Source organism: Saccharopolyspora antibiotica (genome assembly GCF_047200635.1).
Taxonomy (GTDB): domain Bacteria; phylum Actinomycetota; class Actinomycetes; order Mycobacteriales; family Pseudonocardiaceae; genus Saccharopolyspora_C.
On the sequence record NZ_JBJZOI010000009.1, the window covers coordinates 37,561 to 52,716 of the forward strand.

Annotated in this window: 10 protein-coding genes; 7 read left to right on the forward strand and 3 right to left on the reverse strand. The window is 74.3% G+C overall.

What is annotated here, in order from left to right:
* The first annotated feature begins 1,023 nt into the window (after positions 1–1,023).
* The 7 genes from ACL03H_RS09140 (at position 1,024) to ACL03H_RS09170 (ending at position 6,786) form a co-directional block, all read left to right on the forward strand.
* On the forward strand, positions 1,024–2,523 hold the full coding sequence (locus tag ACL03H_RS09140) for a CoA-acylating methylmalonate-semialdehyde dehydrogenase (RefSeq protein WP_412810694.1): 1,500 nt from the start codon (positions 1,024–1,026) through the stop codon (positions 2,521–2,523).
* A 59-nt stretch (positions 2,524–2,582) separates the two neighbouring features.
* A complete protein-coding gene (locus ACL03H_RS09145) occupies positions 2,583–3,767 on the forward strand; it encodes an acyl-CoA dehydrogenase family protein (protein ID WP_412810695.1) in 1,185 nt (394 codons plus the stop codon).
* Positions 3,764–4,810 (forward strand): enoyl-CoA hydratase/isomerase family protein, encoded by a 1,047-nt coding sequence (locus ACL03H_RS09150; RefSeq protein WP_412810696.1) that lies wholly within the window; start codon positions 3,764–3,766, stop codon positions 4,808–4,810. Before ACL03H_RS09145 ends, ACL03H_RS09150 begins: the two co-directional genes overlap by 4 nt.
* 52 nt (positions 4,811–4,862) lie before the next feature.
* Positions 4,863–5,786, forward strand: coding sequence for a 3-hydroxyisobutyrate dehydrogenase (gene mmsB / locus ACL03H_RS09155; RefSeq protein ID WP_412810697.1), 924 nt, complete (start codon positions 4,863–4,865; stop codon positions 5,784–5,786).
* A gap of 66 nt (positions 5,787–5,852) precedes the next feature.
* A complete protein-coding gene (locus tag ACL03H_RS09160; RefSeq protein WP_412810698.1) occupies positions 5,853–6,071 on the forward strand; it encodes a hypothetical protein in 219 nt (72 codons plus the stop codon).
* A gap of 5 nt (positions 6,072–6,076) precedes the next feature.
* On the forward strand, positions 6,077–6,307 hold the full coding sequence (locus tag ACL03H_RS09165) for a hypothetical protein (RefSeq protein WP_412810699.1): 231 nt from the start codon (positions 6,077–6,079) through the stop codon (positions 6,305–6,307).
* Between the two features lie 116 nt (positions 6,308–6,423).
* Positions 6,424–6,786, forward strand: a complete 363-nt coding sequence (locus tag ACL03H_RS09170) for a barstar family protein (RefSeq protein ID WP_412810700.1) — start codon at positions 6,424–6,426, stop codon at positions 6,784–6,786.
* Positions 6,787–6,832: 46 nt separating this feature from the next.
* On the opposite strand, the gene ACL03H_RS09175 is transcribed toward ACL03H_RS09170, so the two are convergent.
* Genes ACL03H_RS09175 through ACL03H_RS09185 form a run of 3 tightly spaced genes read right to left on the reverse strand, consistent with a single transcriptional unit; the run spans position 6,833 to position 15,007 of the window.
* Positions 6,833–7,606 carry an enoyl-CoA hydratase-related protein gene (locus ACL03H_RS09175; RefSeq protein ID WP_412810701.1) on the reverse strand — a complete coding sequence of 258 codons (774 nt, stop codon included), beginning with the start codon at positions 7,604–7,606 and terminating at the stop codon, positions 6,833–6,835.
* Between the two features lie 41 nt (positions 7,607–7,647).
* Positions 7,648–10,059, reverse strand: coding sequence for an ADP-ribosylglycohydrolase family protein (locus tag ACL03H_RS09180; protein ID WP_412810702.1), 2,412 nt, complete (start codon positions 10,057–10,059; stop codon positions 7,648–7,650).
* Between the two features lie 10 nt (positions 10,060–10,069).
* Positions 10,070–15,007: a type VII secretion system-associated protein gene (locus ACL03H_RS09185; protein ID WP_412810703.1), complete on the reverse strand. Its 4,938-nt coding sequence runs from the start codon at positions 15,005–15,007 to the stop codon at positions 10,070–10,072.
* Positions 15,008–15,156 lie beyond the last annotated feature (149 nt).

The window sequence follows — 15,156 nt, forward strand, 5'->3', positions numbered from 1 at the left end:
CGACGGTCTCAGGTACGGCGTCGCGGATCTCGGCCCGCGTTCCCGGCTCCTGCGGCGTCGACGACGGCGAGCGTCGTTGCCAACCCGTTCCGCCTCGTCGGCTCCGCTCCGGAGCGGACGGTGGTCGCCCGGGGAACCCGGGGCTGTGCCGCCGGGATCACGCGGGCGCCGCGTTCCGGGTGAGCTCGCGGAGCCTTCGCCGGGGGAGGGGTCGTCGTCGAACGACGCCGTCGTCGGCTGCGCGGGTTCAGGCGGCCGCTCCGCCGCTCGGTGACGTTCGACGTTCGGTGCGCGGCCTCGCGGAGCGCCTCGACCGCCGGGGCTTCCAGCGCGGCGCGGGCCGCGAAGATGCCCGCGCCTCGGCCCGCTCCGCGCCCGGACCAGCCGCTCGTGCACGGCCACCGGCCGGGTGGTGCGGGGCCTCGCGGAAAGCGCCCCGGGAGACCGGAGGAGCCTCGCCGCGCTCGGTTCCGACCAGCCATCTCCCGGGTTCGAGGTGAGCCCCGCCCCCGCGAGCGCTCGCGCGGGGAACTCCGGGCGGCGCCGCCCGGTGCCGGAACGTCCGGGGACCCCTGTCGAGCGCTCCTCCGGGCGGTTCTGGCCACCGCAGCGCGGCGGATGCCGGAGCTGGTCCGTCGACGATCTCGTCGTGCCCCGTCCGTGAAGTCGGCGCGTCGAGCGACTCGCGGCGCGGGAGGTCAACGTGCCCGGGCGCTGGATTCGTGCGGGCCGGGCGACCCGGACCCGCGGCTCGCTCCCGGCGATCCCCGCCCGACCGTCGGAGGTGCCCCCGGGCTCCGCCGCTGGTCGAGGCGCGATCGGTACTCGCGCGCGGGGAGTTCACCCGTTCGACCGCTGTGATGCCCGACACCTCTTGCGGCCGGATCGGCTACGCTGATGGTTGGGTGACCGAAGGTTGGAACCCCGAATAAGTGCCACCTGGGGGCGAGCTCCGGGAGAGCCGCTTCCGGCGGCGGGCGCGACCGGGATCAACGGTGAGATCGGCGAAAGGTGCGGTGCGGTATGTCCCAGGAGCTGGAGCACTTCATCGGCGGCAAGCGGGTCGCCGGGAACTCCGGGAACTTCGGCGACGTGTTCGACCCGAACACCGGCCGGGTGCAGGCCAAGGTCCCGCTGGCCGGTGCCGAGGAGGTCGCCGCCGCGGTCGCCAACGCGGCCGAGGCACAGCCGGGCTGGGCGGCTCAGAACCCGCAGAAGCGGGCCCGGGTGCTGATGCGCTTCCTGCAGCTGGTCAACGAGGAGATGGACTCGCTGGCGCGGCTGCTGTCGGCCGAGCACGGCAAGACCGTGGCCGACGCGAAGGGCGACATCCAGCGCGGGCTGGAGGTCGTGGAGTTCGCCGTGGGCATCCCGCACCTGCTCAAGGGCGAGTACAGCGAGAACGCGGGCACCGGCATCGACGTGTACTCGCTGCGCCAGCCGCTCGGCGTGGTCGCGGGCATCACGCCGTTCAACTTCCCCGCGATGATCCCGCTGTGGAAGGCGGCGCCCGCCATCGCCGCGGGCAACACCTTCGTGCTCAAGCCCTCCGAGCGGGACCCCTCCGTGCCGCTGCGGCTGGCCGAGCTGTTCGTCGAGGCCGGGTTGCCGCCGGGCGTGCTCAACGTGGTCAACGGCGACAAGGTCGCGGTGGACGCCGTGCTCACCGACCCCAGGGTGCGGGCGGTCGGGTTCGTCGGTTCCTCCGCGATCGCCGAGTACATCTACAGCACCGCCGCCGCGCACGGGAAGCGCGCGCAGTGCTTCGGCGGCGCCAAGAACCACATGATCGTGATGCCGGACGCCGACCTGGATCAGGCGGTGGACGCGCTGGTCGGTGCGGGCTACGGCTCGGCGGGCGAGCGGTGCATGGCGATCTCGGTGGCGGTGCCGGTCGGGCAGGCCACCGCGGACGCGCTGGTCGAGAAGCTGGTCGCGCGGGTGAACCAGCTCAAGATCGGCACCAGCTTCGACGAGTCCGCGGACTTCGGGCCGCTGGTGACCGCGCAGGCCAAGGACCGGGTGGACGAGCTCATCGCCTCCGGGGTGGAGGAGGGGGCGCGGCTGCTCGTCGACGGTCGCGGCTTCCAGCTCGCGGGCCACGAGGACGGGTTCTTCGCGGGCGCCTCGCTGTTCGACCACGTCACCCCGGAGATGCGGATCTACCGCGAGGAGATCTTCGGGCCGGTCCTGTCGGTGGTGCGCGCCGCGGACTACGAGGAAGCGCTCCGGCTGCCGAGCGAGCACGAGTACGGCAACGGAGTCGCCATCTTCACCAGGGACGGCGACGCGGCGCGCGAGTTCGTCAGCCGCGTCGACACCGGCATGGTCGGCGTGAACGTGCCCATTCCGGTGCCGATCGCCTACCACACGTTCGGCGGCTGGAAGCGCTCCGGATTCGGCGACCTCAACCAGCACGGGCCGGACTCGATCAAGTTCTACACGAAGACGAAGACGGTGACCTCGCGCTGGCCCTCCGGGCTCAAGGAAGGCGCCAGCTTCACCATCCCCACGATGAACTGATCTGCGCGGTCCGGGGTCGACGCGGCCCCGGACCGCTCTTCCGAAGCTGAGGAGTGGACGTGTCGGTAGCAGCGGTTTCCGGCCCCTCCGGCGCGGTGTCGCCGTTCGCGCTGACCGAGGACCAGCAGGCGATCCAGGAGACCGCCCGCGAGTTCGCGGCCGAGCAGCTCGCGCCGCACGCCGTGCAGTGGGACCAGGACAAGCACTTCCCGGTCGACGTGCTGCGGGCGGCCGGGGACCTCGGCATCGGCGGCATCTACGTCGACGAGGCCTACGGCGGCACCGGTTTGGGCCGGTTCGACTCGGTGCTCATCTTCGAGGCGCTGGCCTCCGGTGACCCCTCGATCGCGGCGTACCTGTCGATCCACAACATGGTCGCCGGCATGATCGACCGCTTCGGCGACGCCGAGCAGCGCGCGCGCTGGCTGCCCGGGCTGTGCTCGCTGCGCACCCGCGCCAGCTACTGCCTCACCGAGCCGGAGGCGGGGTCGGACGCCGCCTCCCTGCGGACCCGCGCGGTGCGCGACGGCGACGACTACGTGCTCACCGGGGTGAAGCAGTTCATCTCCGGCGGCGGCAGCTCCGACGTGTACGTGGTGATGGCGCGCACCGGCGAGAGCGGCGCGCGGGGCATCTCGACGTTCGTCGTCGAGGGCGGGGCGGCCGGTCTCTCGTTCGGGCACAACGAGCGCAAGATGGGCTGGAACGCCCAGCCGACGCGGCAGGTGGTCCTGGACGGGGTGCGGGTTCCGGAGAGCAACCGGCTCGGCCCGGAGGGCATCGGTTTCAAGATCGCGATGGCGGGACTGGACGGTGGCAGGCTGAGCATCGCCGCCTGCTCGCTGGGCGGCGCGGCGGACGCGCTGCGGCGCAGTCTCGACTACGTGCGGGAGCGCACCGCGTTCGGTGCCAAGCTCAGCGAGTTCCAGGTGCTGCAGTTCAAGCTCGCCGACATGGCCACCGAGCTGGAGGCCGCCCGAATGCTGCTGTGGCGGGCCGCCTGGGCGCTCGACTCCCGCGATCCGGGGGCGACCCGGCTGTGCGCGATGGCCAAGCGCCTGGCCACCGACGCGGGTTTCAACGTGGCGAACGAGGCGCTTCAGATCCACGGGGGATACGGATACCTTGCCGAGTACGGCCTGGAGAAGATCGTGCGCGACCTGCGCGTGCACCAGATCCTCGAGGGCACCAACGAGATCATGCGACTGATCATTTCCCGTGGACTGCTGGAGTCGGCATCATGACAACACCCGCCCCGGTGCAGGTTCTGCTCGGAGTCGAGGGCTCGCTCGGCCGCATCACCCTCAACCGCCCCAAGGCGATCAACTCGCTCACCCTGGACATGGTCCGGTCGATGACGGCCGCCCTGGAGGAGTGGCGCGCGGACGACCGGGTGCGCGTGGTGCTCATCGACGGTGCGGGCGAGCGCGGCCTGTGCGCGGGCGGGGACATCCGGGCCCTCTACGACGCGGCGAAGGCCCAGGACGACGCGCTGCCGAAGGCGTTCTGGACCGAGGAGTACCGGCTCAACGCGATGCTGTCGCACTACCCGAAGCCCGTGGTCGGGCTGATGGACGGGGTGTGCATGGGTGGTGGCGTCGGGATCTCCGCGCACGGTTCGCACCGGGTGGTCACGGAGCGCTCGAAGATCGGGATGCCGGAGGTGGGCATCGGCTTCGTCCCCGACGTGGGCGGCACCTTCCTGCTCTCCCACGCCCCCGGCGAGCTGGGCACCCACCTCGCGCTGACCGGTGCCCCGGTCGGCGGCGCGGACGCGGTGGCGCTGGGCCTGGCCGATCATCACCTGCCGAGCGAGCGCATCCCGGACCTCGTCGCGGCGCTGGCCGAGGGCGACGCGGACGCGGCGCTGGCCCGGCTCGCCGAGGCGCCGCCGGAGTCCCCCGTGGCAGCGCAGCGGACGTGGATCGACGAGGCCTACGCGGCCGATGACGTCGCCGAGGTGCTGGCCCGGCTGCGGGCCCGCCCGGAGGAAGCGGCGGCCCGGGCCGCCGAGGCGATCGGGACGAAGTCGCCGACCTCGCTCAAGGTCACGCTGCGCGCCCTGCGCAGCCGCCCGGAGACGCTGGAGGCGGCGCTGGACCAGGAGTTCCGGATCGCGTTGCGCTGCATCAGCGAGGGCGACTTCGTCGAGGGCGTGCGCGCCACCCTGGTCGACAAGGACCGCGACCCGAAGTGGTCGCCGGACCGGCTGCAGGACGTGGGCGAGGAGGACCTGCGGCGGTTCTTCGCCCCGCTCGGCGCGGACGAGCTGGGACTGTCCGGCTGAGCCGCGGGCCTCGCGCCCGGTTTCGAACACCGCACCCGCGCAGAAGGGAAACATGACAATGGCTGTCATCGGTTTCATCGGGCTGGGCCACATGGGCGGCCCGATGTCGGCGAACCTCGTCCAGGCCGGCCACGTGGTGCGCGGGTTCGACCTGGGCGCGGAGGCCCTGGAGGCGGCGCGCGCGAACGGGGTCACCCCGGTCGCCTCGGCCGCGGAGGCCGCCGCCGGGGCGGAGGCGGTGATCACCATGCTGCCGGGTGGCAAGCAGCTGCTGGACTGCTACGAGCAGCTGCTGCCCGCCGCGGAGCCCGGTGCGCTGCTCGTCGACTCCTCGACGGTGGACGTCGCCGATGCCCGCGCCGCTCACGCGCTGGCGGGCTCGTCCGGGTTCGGCTCGCTGGACGCGCCCGTCTCCGGGGGCACGGCCGGTGCGGAAGCGGGCACGCTCACCTTCATGGTCGGTGGGTCCGAGGAGCACTTCCACCGCGCGGAGGCGCTGCTGGAACCGATGGCCCGCAAGGTGATCCACTGCGGCGGGCCGGGCCACGGCCAGGTCACCAAGATGTGCAACAACCTCATCCTCGGCGCCTCGATGATCGCGGTCGGGGAGGCCTTCGTGCTGGGCGAGCGGCTGGGGCTGAGCAACCAGGCGCTCTACGACGTCGCCTCCATCTCCACCGGGCAGTGCTGGGCGCTGACCACGAACTGCCCGGTGCCGGACCTGGTGGAGAGCAGCCGGGCCAACCACGACTACGAGCCGGGCTTCGCCGCGGCGCTCATGCTCAAGGACCTGCGGCTGGCCGAGTCGGCGGCGCGGCAGAGCGGCACCGACGCGGCGCTCGGTCAGCTGGCCACGGAGCTCTACCAGCGGTTCAACGACGAGGGCGGCGGCGGGTACGACTTCGGCGCCATCATCCGCTCCATCCGCGAGCGCTCCGACCAGCTCACCGCGGAGCGGCCCGAACCCACCGGCTGAGCCGCGAGCGCGGCTCCAGGGGTGGGGTGAACCGCGCCGGGGCCCGGCGTACTCTCACCTCTCGTGATGGACTGGCTGTTCGCGTGGTGGGACGCCGTCGAGCTGTGGCTCGTCCAGCTGTGGTACCCGCTGCTGGTGACCTTGGTCCTGGTCGTGCTGCTGCCGGTGTGCTGGTACCTGGCCCGGTTGCTCGACCGGGCCATCGACGTGGCCGGGGCGCGGCTGACCCGCGTGCGCGACGCCGAGCCGCCGCTGCGGACCTCGCGCGGGGCGGACCTGCCGTGAACCGGGTGACCTCGCGCAAGCGCATCACGATCGCCCTGGTCGGACTGCTCGCCCTCGTCGTGATCGGGTGGTTCGTGCAGCAGGGATCCGCCGAGCCCGGGCCCGGGCCGGGTTCGGCTCAGCCGGGAATCCGGGCCGCTCCGGCGGTGTGGCAGGCTGTGCCCGGTCTGCCGCAATCGTCCGGTCCCGCCGGGACGTGGCGAGTTCCCGCCGAAGGCGGGATCGGCTCGAGGTGAGCACTCCGGACCACCTCGGCATTGCGGTGAACGGAACCGGTCCTGGTTGTTGGCACGTGTGGTTGAGTGGGATGTTTGCGACGAAGAAGCCTCAGGTCTTCCGGAAGGAGCCGGCGGTGAGCGAGCTGGAGCAGCCCGGTGTGAGCGCCCAGGCGGCGGCCGAGGACGCCGAGCGGCGCGGTGCGGCCGTCCACGTGCTCGACGGCACCGATCTCATCAGCAAGCGCACGACCCTGGACGGGATCGCGGCCGTGCTGTCGTTCCCGGAGTGGGCCGGGCGCAACCTCGACGCCCTCTACGACTGCCTGACAGATCTGTCCTGGTTGCCCGAGGGCGAGCACGTGCTGATCTGGTCGGGGGCGCAGCACCTGGCCGAGCACGATCCGAAGGCGTACCAGAAGATCAACACCGTGTTGCGCGACGCGGCCAGCAACACCATCTGCGGCCGCGCCTTCGCCTCGGTGCTCACGCGGGACTGACCGCCCGGCGGGCCGCTGGTCAGCGGCTCCGCCCGGAACGGGACCACTACTCCTGGGGGATCCAGGAGGCCGGGCGCTTCTCGGCGAAGGCCCGGATGCCCTCTTGGCCCTCCTCGGAGGCGAAGTGCTGGGCGGACAGCTCCAGGACCTCCTCGAAGTCGGCCGCGATGTCCGCCGATCGGGGCCGCCGCAGCAGCGCCTTCGTGGCGGCCAGCGCGTTCGGTGCGCCGCGCACCAGCATCCCCGCGTAGCGGGCGACCTCCGCGTCCAGCTCCTCGGCGGGTACCGCCGAGTTGAGCAGCCCGATCTCCACGGCCCGCGCGGCACCGAAGTTCTCCCCGGTGAGCAGCAGTTCGTGCGCGGCACGGGGGTGCAGCCGGGGGAGCACGGTCAGCGAGATGACCGCGGGAACCACCCCGATCCGGACCTCCGAGAAGCCGAAGGTCGACGAATCCGCCGCCACCGCGAGGTCGCAGGCCGCCACGATCCCGACCCCGCCCGCGCGGGCGGGCCCGGCCAGCTTCGCGAGCACCGGTTTCGGGCTGGTCCACAGCAGTTCCAGCAGCTCGGGCAGCTCGCGCACGCCCTGCGCACCGGCCCCGGCGGCGCGGGACTCCTTGAGGTCCATCCCCGCGCAGAACACCGGGCCGGTGTGGTCGAGCACGATCATCCGCACGGGATCCTCGGCCAGCGCGGCGGTGAGGTGCTCGCGCAGCTCCCGCCGCAGCTGAGCGGACAGCGCGTTGCGGTTGTGCGGCGAGTCGAGGGTGATCGTCGCGATGCCGGAGCGGGTGGTGCGGTGCACGAGTTCGTCGGCCATGCGCCGCACGTTAGCGGCGCGGCACGGCTGGATCCAGCCGCTCAGGTCGGGGGGTAGCGGGTGGCCCACTCCTCGGTGTCCGGCGGGTGCGGGCCGAATTCGAGGACGGCGTCGTGGGCCAGCTGCTCGATCACGTCGTGCAGCTCCAGCTCGGTGCGCCAGCGCTCCGGGATCGCCGCCGCGCCGGAGCGGGCGCCGACGAGGCTGCCGCACACGGCGCCGGTGGTCGCTGAGTTGCCGGTGTGGTTGACCGCCAGCGGGAGCGCCACGTCGATGTCGCCCTCGGCGACCAGCGCCGCGTAGAGCCCGATCGCCAGCGCGTCGGCCGCGCTCCACCCGTTGCCGATCCCGCTCTCCAGGTGGGTCGGAGTGGTCTCCGCCGAGGCCGCGTAGCGCACCGCTGCCGAGACCTTGCGGGTCACCTCCTGGTGTCCCCGGTGCCTGCCGAGCTCGGCCATCGCCTCGTCCACGGCGGCGGCCAGCTCCTGTCCGTCGAGCAGCCGGGAGACCAGGAAGGCGAGGGTCCCCGCGCTGAGGTAGGCCACCGGGTCGCCGTGGGTGAGCGCGGCGGTGTTCTGCCCGACCCGGAACACCTCGGCGGGGTCCTCGCTCCACAGCGCGGCCGGGACCGCCCGCATCACCGCGGTGCTGCCCTGCGAATCGCTGACCGGGTGCTCCGGCGTGCCCATCGGCTGCTGACCCTTGGCGAAGGCGATGAGGGTGCGCATCATGGTCCGCCCCGGGTTGCGGGTCTGGAACAGCGCGCGGTGCCCCACCAGCCAGCCGTCGGGTGCGGGGGTCTTCTTCAGGAACTCGCCCGCGGCGCGGCCCCAGCTGAGGTGCTGGGTGTGCAACCAGCGCTGGTAGGCGTGCTGGATGTGCCGGGACGGGTCGTCGATCTCCGCCTCGCGGCGGGCAACCCCGGCGCGGATGGTGCCCTCCAGGGAGAACAGCAGCAGCTGGGTGTCGCTGCCGAGCCGCCCGGCGGGATGCCCGGCGGGCACGTAGTTGCGCAGGCCGTGCGGGCCGTGCCGGTCCTGGATCTCGTCCCAGCTGTCGCCCGCGATCGGGGTGCCCAGCGCCTCGCCGATCGCGCAGCCGAGCACCGCGCCGAGGAAGCGGTCCCGGGAGGCCGCCAGCCGGGGGACCGCGTGCAGGCTCCGCGTGCGGTCGGCGGTCCGCGCGGGAGCGCCGACGGGGTAGCGCCGCAACCAGTCGGCGGACTCGTCCGGGTAGGGCCCGAACTCGTCGGCGGTGTCCTCGGCGAGGCGCTCCAGGACCGCGAGCGCCTCCGGTTTCTCCTCGGGTAAGGGAATCGCGGCCGGCCCGTGCGCGGCACCGAGCAGCTGCCCGCACAGCACGGCGGTGGTGGCGGTGTCGCCGGAGTGCTCGGCGGCCGCGCCGATCGCGGTGGCGAAGTCGTCGGGGCAGGCGGCCGCGACGCGCAGCGCTACGGCGAGGACCTCGGTCCCGGTGCGACCAGCGCCCATCGCGTCCAGCTGGGCCGGTCCCGGCGCGAACCCGACCGGGCTGGTGCCGCCGAGGTGCAGCGCGCGCTCCAGCAGCGGTGGCCGGGAGTCCGCCGGTTCCCAGGACCGGACCGCCCGTCGCAACGACTCGTGCAGCGGCACCCCGTGCAGCAGCGCCGAGATCGCCACCCCCAGCACCCCGGCCGGGCGGTGGCCCTCCGGGTGCCCGTGGGTCAGCGCGGCGAGGCTCTGGGCGGGGCCGAACACCTCGGTGGTCGACCACAGAGCCGCGACCGCCCCCAGCGGCACCGCGCTCCCGCCGGAGGCGTGCGAGGAGGCCCTGCCTCCCGCGGCGATGCGGGTGAGCGCGGCCAGCAGCGCGGGATCGCCGACCGCGTCGCCGCGCAGCTCGCGCCGTTCGATCAGCCAGCCGTCGGGTTCGGGGGCGCCCTCGGCGACGCAGTCCTGCCAGGGCGTCCCCCGGGCGTGCAGCCAGCGCTGAAGCCCGCCGAGCACCGCCCCGGGCAGGTCGTCGGTTCCGCGCACGCGCAGCGCGGTGTGCGCCCGGACCGCGCCCTCCACCGCGAACAGCAGGGCGCTGGTGCGTTCACCCACCCTGCCGGTGGCGAGCTGCTCGGCGCGGGCGGCGCCCAGCAGCATCCCGGCGAACCGGTTCGCCGCCTCCGGCCGGTACCCGGACTCGTCGGCGAGTCCGGTCGCGGGGACCGGTGGCGCCGGATCGCTGCCGATGCGCTGGCGCAGCGCCGCGAACCACGGCGGCCGGGTCAGCGGCCGGTCCCGCCAGGACCGCCACTTCTCCAGCAGCAACCGCTCGTCGGCGTCGACCGGCCCGGCCGGCTCCGCGGCGGAGCTCGGAGGCGAAGTCGCCGCGTCCGATCCCGACGTGCGGCGACGTTCCCGGAAGGCCGCCAGCAGCGCCCGTTCCGCCTCGGTGAGCCCCTCGGAGGCCCTTGCGTCCGTCACTTGGTCAACGTTATCCCGTGTAGCGCCGGGCCCAGTCCGGCGCCGTGCCGTCCGGGACCAGCTCGGTCTTCGCCCGCCGCGCGTCCGCGACGAGGTGGCGCACCTGCTCGCCGAGCTCCAGCTGGTCGAGCCACTCCGGCGGGATCTCCTCGGCCCCGCGCGCCGCGCCCAGCAGCCCACCGCACAGCGCGGCGGTGGCCGCGCTGTCGCCCGAGTGCGCCGCGGCCAGCGCCACCGCGTCCGCGAACGAGTCCGGGTGGGTCAGCGCGGCGGCGACCGCGATGCCGAGCGCGGCGGGGGCGTGCCTGCCCGCGCCGAGCTTCTCCAGCGCGGGCACCGGGACGGGGCCGTGCTCGGCCAGCTCCAGCGCCTCGCGCAGCGACCGGACGGTGTTCTCGCTGCCCTCCCAGGCCTTCAGCTCGGTGAGCGCGGTGTGCACGCTCTCGGCGATGGTCTGCCCCTCGCGCAGCGCAGCGACCATGCACGCGACAGCGGCCGCCGGGAGGTAGCCGTCCGGGTGGCCGTGGGTGAGCACGCCGATCCCGATGCCGAGCTCGACGGCCTCGGCGGGGCTGCCCGCGTGCAACCCGACCGCCGCGCCGCGCGCGGCCGCGGCCGCTCCGGTCGCCTGGTTCGGCGGGGTGCTCGGGGTGGGCGCGGGGCCCTCGCCGTCCCACCCGGCCAGCGCCGCGACGGTGGCCTCGTCGGGGAATCGCTGCGCGCGCAGCGCGGGCAGCTCGGCGAGCGCGGCGGGCCGCAGCGCCGGTTCGATCGGCGCGCCCTGGGCGAGCACCCAGTGCTGCAGGGTGCCGCGCACCGTGCCGACCACGTCGACCGACCGGTTGAGTCCCTTGTGGACGGAGGCGCGGAGCAGTCCGTCGAGCAGGAACACCGACTGCTGACCGGCGGCGGAGGCCCGTCCCCGGCCGCCGAAGTGCTCGGCGGGTTCCCGGACCCCGTCGGGATTGCGGCGCAGCACGGTCCGCTGGGACAGGAAGGTCCAGGGTGCCCCGAGAGCATCACCGGCGAGCACGCCGAGCGCGCAGCCCGCCAGGCGGTCCAACGGGTCCAGCGCGGCCGGCACGTCCTCGGCGAGCGCGCCCTCGGCCTCACCGGCGGCCACCAGCTGCGCGGCCCGCTCGGGGCCGAACGCCTCCTGGAGCAACTTGTGCAGGCCCTCGGAGAGGTCGTGGGGGGTGTCGTCCGCGCCGTCGCGGAACTTGCGCCACGCGGCGAGCAGGCGCAGTTCCTCGTCGTTGAGCCCGGAGTCCTCGTCGGACTCGGCGGGCCGAGGCGTCGCCGGGGTGGCGCTCGTCGCGGGGCGGGCAGGGGCGGCCTGGGTGTCAGGTTCCGCCGGCGCGGCGGGTTCCGGCTTCGCGGACTCCGCCGGCGCGGCGTCTTCCGGCTTCGCGGGTTCCGCCGGGGCCTCGGACCCCAGCGCGGGGATCGGGGCGAGCACCGTCGTCGTCTCCGCGGCGGTCTCGGGCGGGACCGGCTTCGCCGCCTGACCGGACTTCGCCGCCGACGGCTTCGGGGCGCGTTCCCGCGCCGGGCCGTCCGCGGCCCGCTCCGGCCGCTCGGCCGCGGTGCCGGGCTCCGTCGACTCGGCCTTCCCGGCGGCCGCGTTCCGTCCGGTGCTCTTCCCCCCGGAGCCCTCGGCCGCGGCCTCCGCCGTCGCTCCGTCCCCGGTCGCGGGCGCGCTGCCCGCCGGGTAGCGGCGCAGCCACTCCGGCACCGAGGGCGGGTGCTCGCCGAACTCCTCGGTCGCGTCCCGCGCGAGCTGCTCGATCAGCTCGCCCAGCTCCACGCGCTGCCGCCAGCCGCGCGGGATCGCGCTCGCGGTGTGCGCGGTGCCCATGATGTTCCCGCAGATCGACGCGGTCGCGTCGCTGTCGCCGGAGTGATTCGCGGCCAGCAGCAGCGCTTCCTGGTACGACGACGGCCGGGCGAGGGCCGCGCACACCGCGATCGCCAGCGCCTGCTCGCCGACCCGGCCCTCGCCGAGGCGCTGCTGGATCTGCTCCGGCGTGGGGTCGCCCTCGGTGGCCAGCTCGATGGCCCGGCGCAGCGCGCTCGTGGTCTCCTCGTGGCCCTCCCACCCGGACAGCTCGGTCAGCGCCCGATCCACGGCCTCCGGCAGCGAACGGCCCCGGAGCAGCTGGCTCACGATCACCGCGAGCGCCCCGGCGGGCAGGTAGCCGCTCGGATGACCGTGGGTGAGCGCGGCGGTCCCGGCACCGACCCGGAAGGTCTCGGTGGGGTCCGCGGACCAGAACCCGGCCGGGGCCGCGCGCATCACGCCCCCGCAGCCCTTCGAGTCGTTGATCCGCGCGGTCATGGTGCCCAGCGGCTGTCCGGTGGCGTAGCCGTGCAGCGCCTGCACGCAGGTGGCCCCGGGCGCGCGGCGGGCGAACAGGCTCTTCTCCCGGATCAGCCAGCCGTCCGGCGGCGAGCCCGCGAGCGGGCCGCCCGCGTCCTTCCAGTCGAAGCCCTGGGTGTGCAGCCAGCGCTGGTAAGCGTGCTGCACCTGCGGCGCCGGATCGGGGTCGGCGTGGAGCCTGCGGCGGATCGAGGCGCGGATCAGGCCCTCGGCGGTGAACAGGGTCAGCTGGGTGTCGTCGCTGATCGAGCCGCCGGACCGGTCCGCGTCGGCGAAGTCGACGACGCCCGCCGCGCCGTGCTGGGCGCGGATGGTCTCGATGGAGTCGTCCTCCACCGGGTAGCCCAGCGCGTCGCCGACCGCGCCGCCGAGGAGGCAGCCGAGGATGCGCGCACCGCGCTCGGTGGCGGGCTCGCTGAGCTCGCGTCCGCCGGGGATCGGGTCGTCGGGCGACGCCTGCTTGAGGGAGACGCGCTCGGTGGGCGGTGATTCCTGCTGCGCGGCGCCGTCTTCGCGGTTCGCCGACGACGTCGGCCAGGAACCCATCGCCGGCAGCGGCTTCGGCTTCCCGGCGGAGTCCGCCGGCTCGTCCGGAGCCGACTCCGCCGGGCGCTCGTGCTCCTCGGGCGCGGAGTCCGCGGCGGGCTCCGGTTCGGCGGACGGCTTCGCGCCGGACCCGGCCCGGGGCAGCGCTGAGTCGAAGTCGAGGTCGATGAGGTCGCGATCCGCCGGGTAGCGCTTGACCCAGTCCTCGTCGGTGCGCGGCTGCGGGCCGAACTCCACCAGCGCGTCGGAGACCAGCTGCTCGACGAGCTCGCGCTGCTTGAGGTCGCGCAGCCACACGCCGGGGAGCGCGGACGCGCCGTGCCGGGCGCCGACGATGGCACCGCAGATCGCCCCCGTGGTGTCGCTGTCGCCGGAGTGGTTGACCGCGCTCATCACGGCCGGGCCGATGCCGTCGTGGCTCAGCGCGGCGCACACCGCGATGGCCAGCGCCTCGTGCCCGGCCCAGCCACCACCGATCAGGTCCTTGATCTGCTCGGGTGTCGGGGCGCCCTCGGCGGCGAGGTCCTCGGCGACCATGAGCAGCCGCTCGGTCTGCTGGTGGCCCTCGCACTCCAGCAGCAGGGCGCGCGCCTCGGCCAGCGCCTCGGGCAGCGTCGCGCCCAGCAGCAGGCCCTGCACCAGCACGGCCAACACCCCGGCTGGCAGGTAACCGCCGGGCTTCGAGCAGGTCAGCGCCGCACCGGCGGCGGCCAGCCGGAACACCTCGCGCGGGTCGTCGGACCACAGCGCGAACGGAGCGGCGCGGACCACGCCGGTGTTGTCGTCCGAGTCGTTGATCGGCCGCCGGAAGGTTCCCGGGGCGCCCACTTTGGCGAACTCGCGCAGCGCGGTGACGCACTCGGGGTTGGGGTTGCGGACGGCGAACAGATCGCGCTCGGCGATGAGCCAGCCGGTCGGCTCCGGGTGCGCGTCGCCGAACGGGCCCGCGGCCCGCTCCCACGCGTGTCCCTGGGTGTGCAGCCAGCGCTGGTAGGCGAGCTGCACCGCGGGCAGCGGGCCGCCGGTGCCGCCGCCGCGGGTGGCGACGTGACCGCGGATGAGGCCTTCCAGGGTGAACGCGAGCAGCTGGGTGTCGTCGGTGAACTCGGCCGGGTGATCGTCGGAGCGGTCGTAGTCGGTGACCCCGCGCTCGCCGAAGCGGCTGCGGATCTGGTCCACCGGCTGCGTCTCCACCGGGGCGCCGAGGGCGTCGCCGATGGCGGTGGCCAGCACGCTGCCGAGGAAGCGCTGCCCCCGGTCGCTGCTGAGCGGGTCGGCCTGCTCCGCGGTGCGCGGGGCCTGCGCGGGCCGGGCCGCCTCCGCCGGGGAAGCCGGGGACGGTGGTGCGGCGGCGGCAGCGGCGGTGGCCGTCGAGGTGGTGGCCGTCGCGGCGGCGGGCGCCGCCGCGGAGGTGGCGGCGGCGGGCGTGGCGGTCGGCGCCGGAGCGCCCCGCGACGCGGCCGCCTTGATCAGCTCCTCGCCGGGGATGCGGGCCTTGACCTGGCTCGTCGGGTTGATCTGGAGATCCATCCCGGTGGGGTTGCGCTCGACGAGCTGGCTGCCCGTCATGCGCTGCCAGGTGGTCCACTGCGCGGGCAGGTAGGCGTCGGAGGTGAACAGCTGGAGCTGTCGCCTTCCCGACTCGTGGTCCATCGTGAACAGCCCGCTGCCCTGCGGCTGCGCGAACAGGATCAGCTCCGCGTCCAGCAGGGCGGCCAGCAGCGTGGGTGCCTGCGCGTAACCGGTCGTGGTCAGCTGCAGCGCGCGCTCCACGTCGTTCGTCGGCGCGGGCAACCGCAGCGCGACGGGGGAGGGGCGGTAGTTGGGGTTCGGCGAGAAGTCGTCGGTGAGCTCGCCGCGCTCGTCGACCCGATAACCTCCGATGAAGCCCCACGGGGGGACCTCCGCGTTCGGGTCGCTGAAGATCGGATCGACCACGTACAACCAGGTGTTCGGCTGCTTGGCGGCCTGCTCCCGCATGGCCGGCGTGATCACCGGCCGACTCGGCTGCTGGGTGTTCATCTCCCGCGCTCGCCCCCGACTTGTCGTTGCACCCTGGATCCTTGCCGCCGAGGTTTCTGGCTCACTCGAAAGTGTGGTTTCGGGCCGTGCTGCCGCTCGGCTGCGCTGCGACCAACCGCCGTCGCGTAGTTGGTCCGCACTCTCTCATG

What these genes read in the sequence shown, in the direction of transcription:
- ACL03H_RS09175 (WP_412810701.1), bottom strand. Translation starts at nt 7,606, where the DNA reads ATGGCCGACGAACTCGTGCACCGCACCACCCGCTCCGGCATCGCGACG.
- ACL03H_RS09160 (WP_412810698.1), top strand. Translation starts at nt 5,853, where the DNA reads ATGGACTGGCTGTTCGCGTGGTGGGACGCCGTCGAGCTGTGGCTCGTC.
- ACL03H_RS09150 (WP_412810696.1), top strand. Translation starts at nt 3,764, where the DNA reads ATGACAACACCCGCCCCGGTGCAGGTTCTGCTCGGAGTCGAGGGCTCG.
- ACL03H_RS09185 (WP_412810703.1), bottom strand. Translation starts at nt 15,007, where the DNA reads ATGAACACCCAGCAGCCGAGTCGGCCGGTGATCACGCCGGCCATGCGG.
- ACL03H_RS09140 (WP_412810694.1), top strand. Translation starts at nt 1,024, where the DNA reads ATGTCCCAGGAGCTGGAGCACTTCATCGGCGGCAAGCGGGTCGCCGGG.
- mmsB (WP_412810697.1), top strand. Translation starts at nt 4,863, where the DNA reads ATGACAATGGCTGTCATCGGTTTCATCGGGCTGGGCCACATGGGCGGC.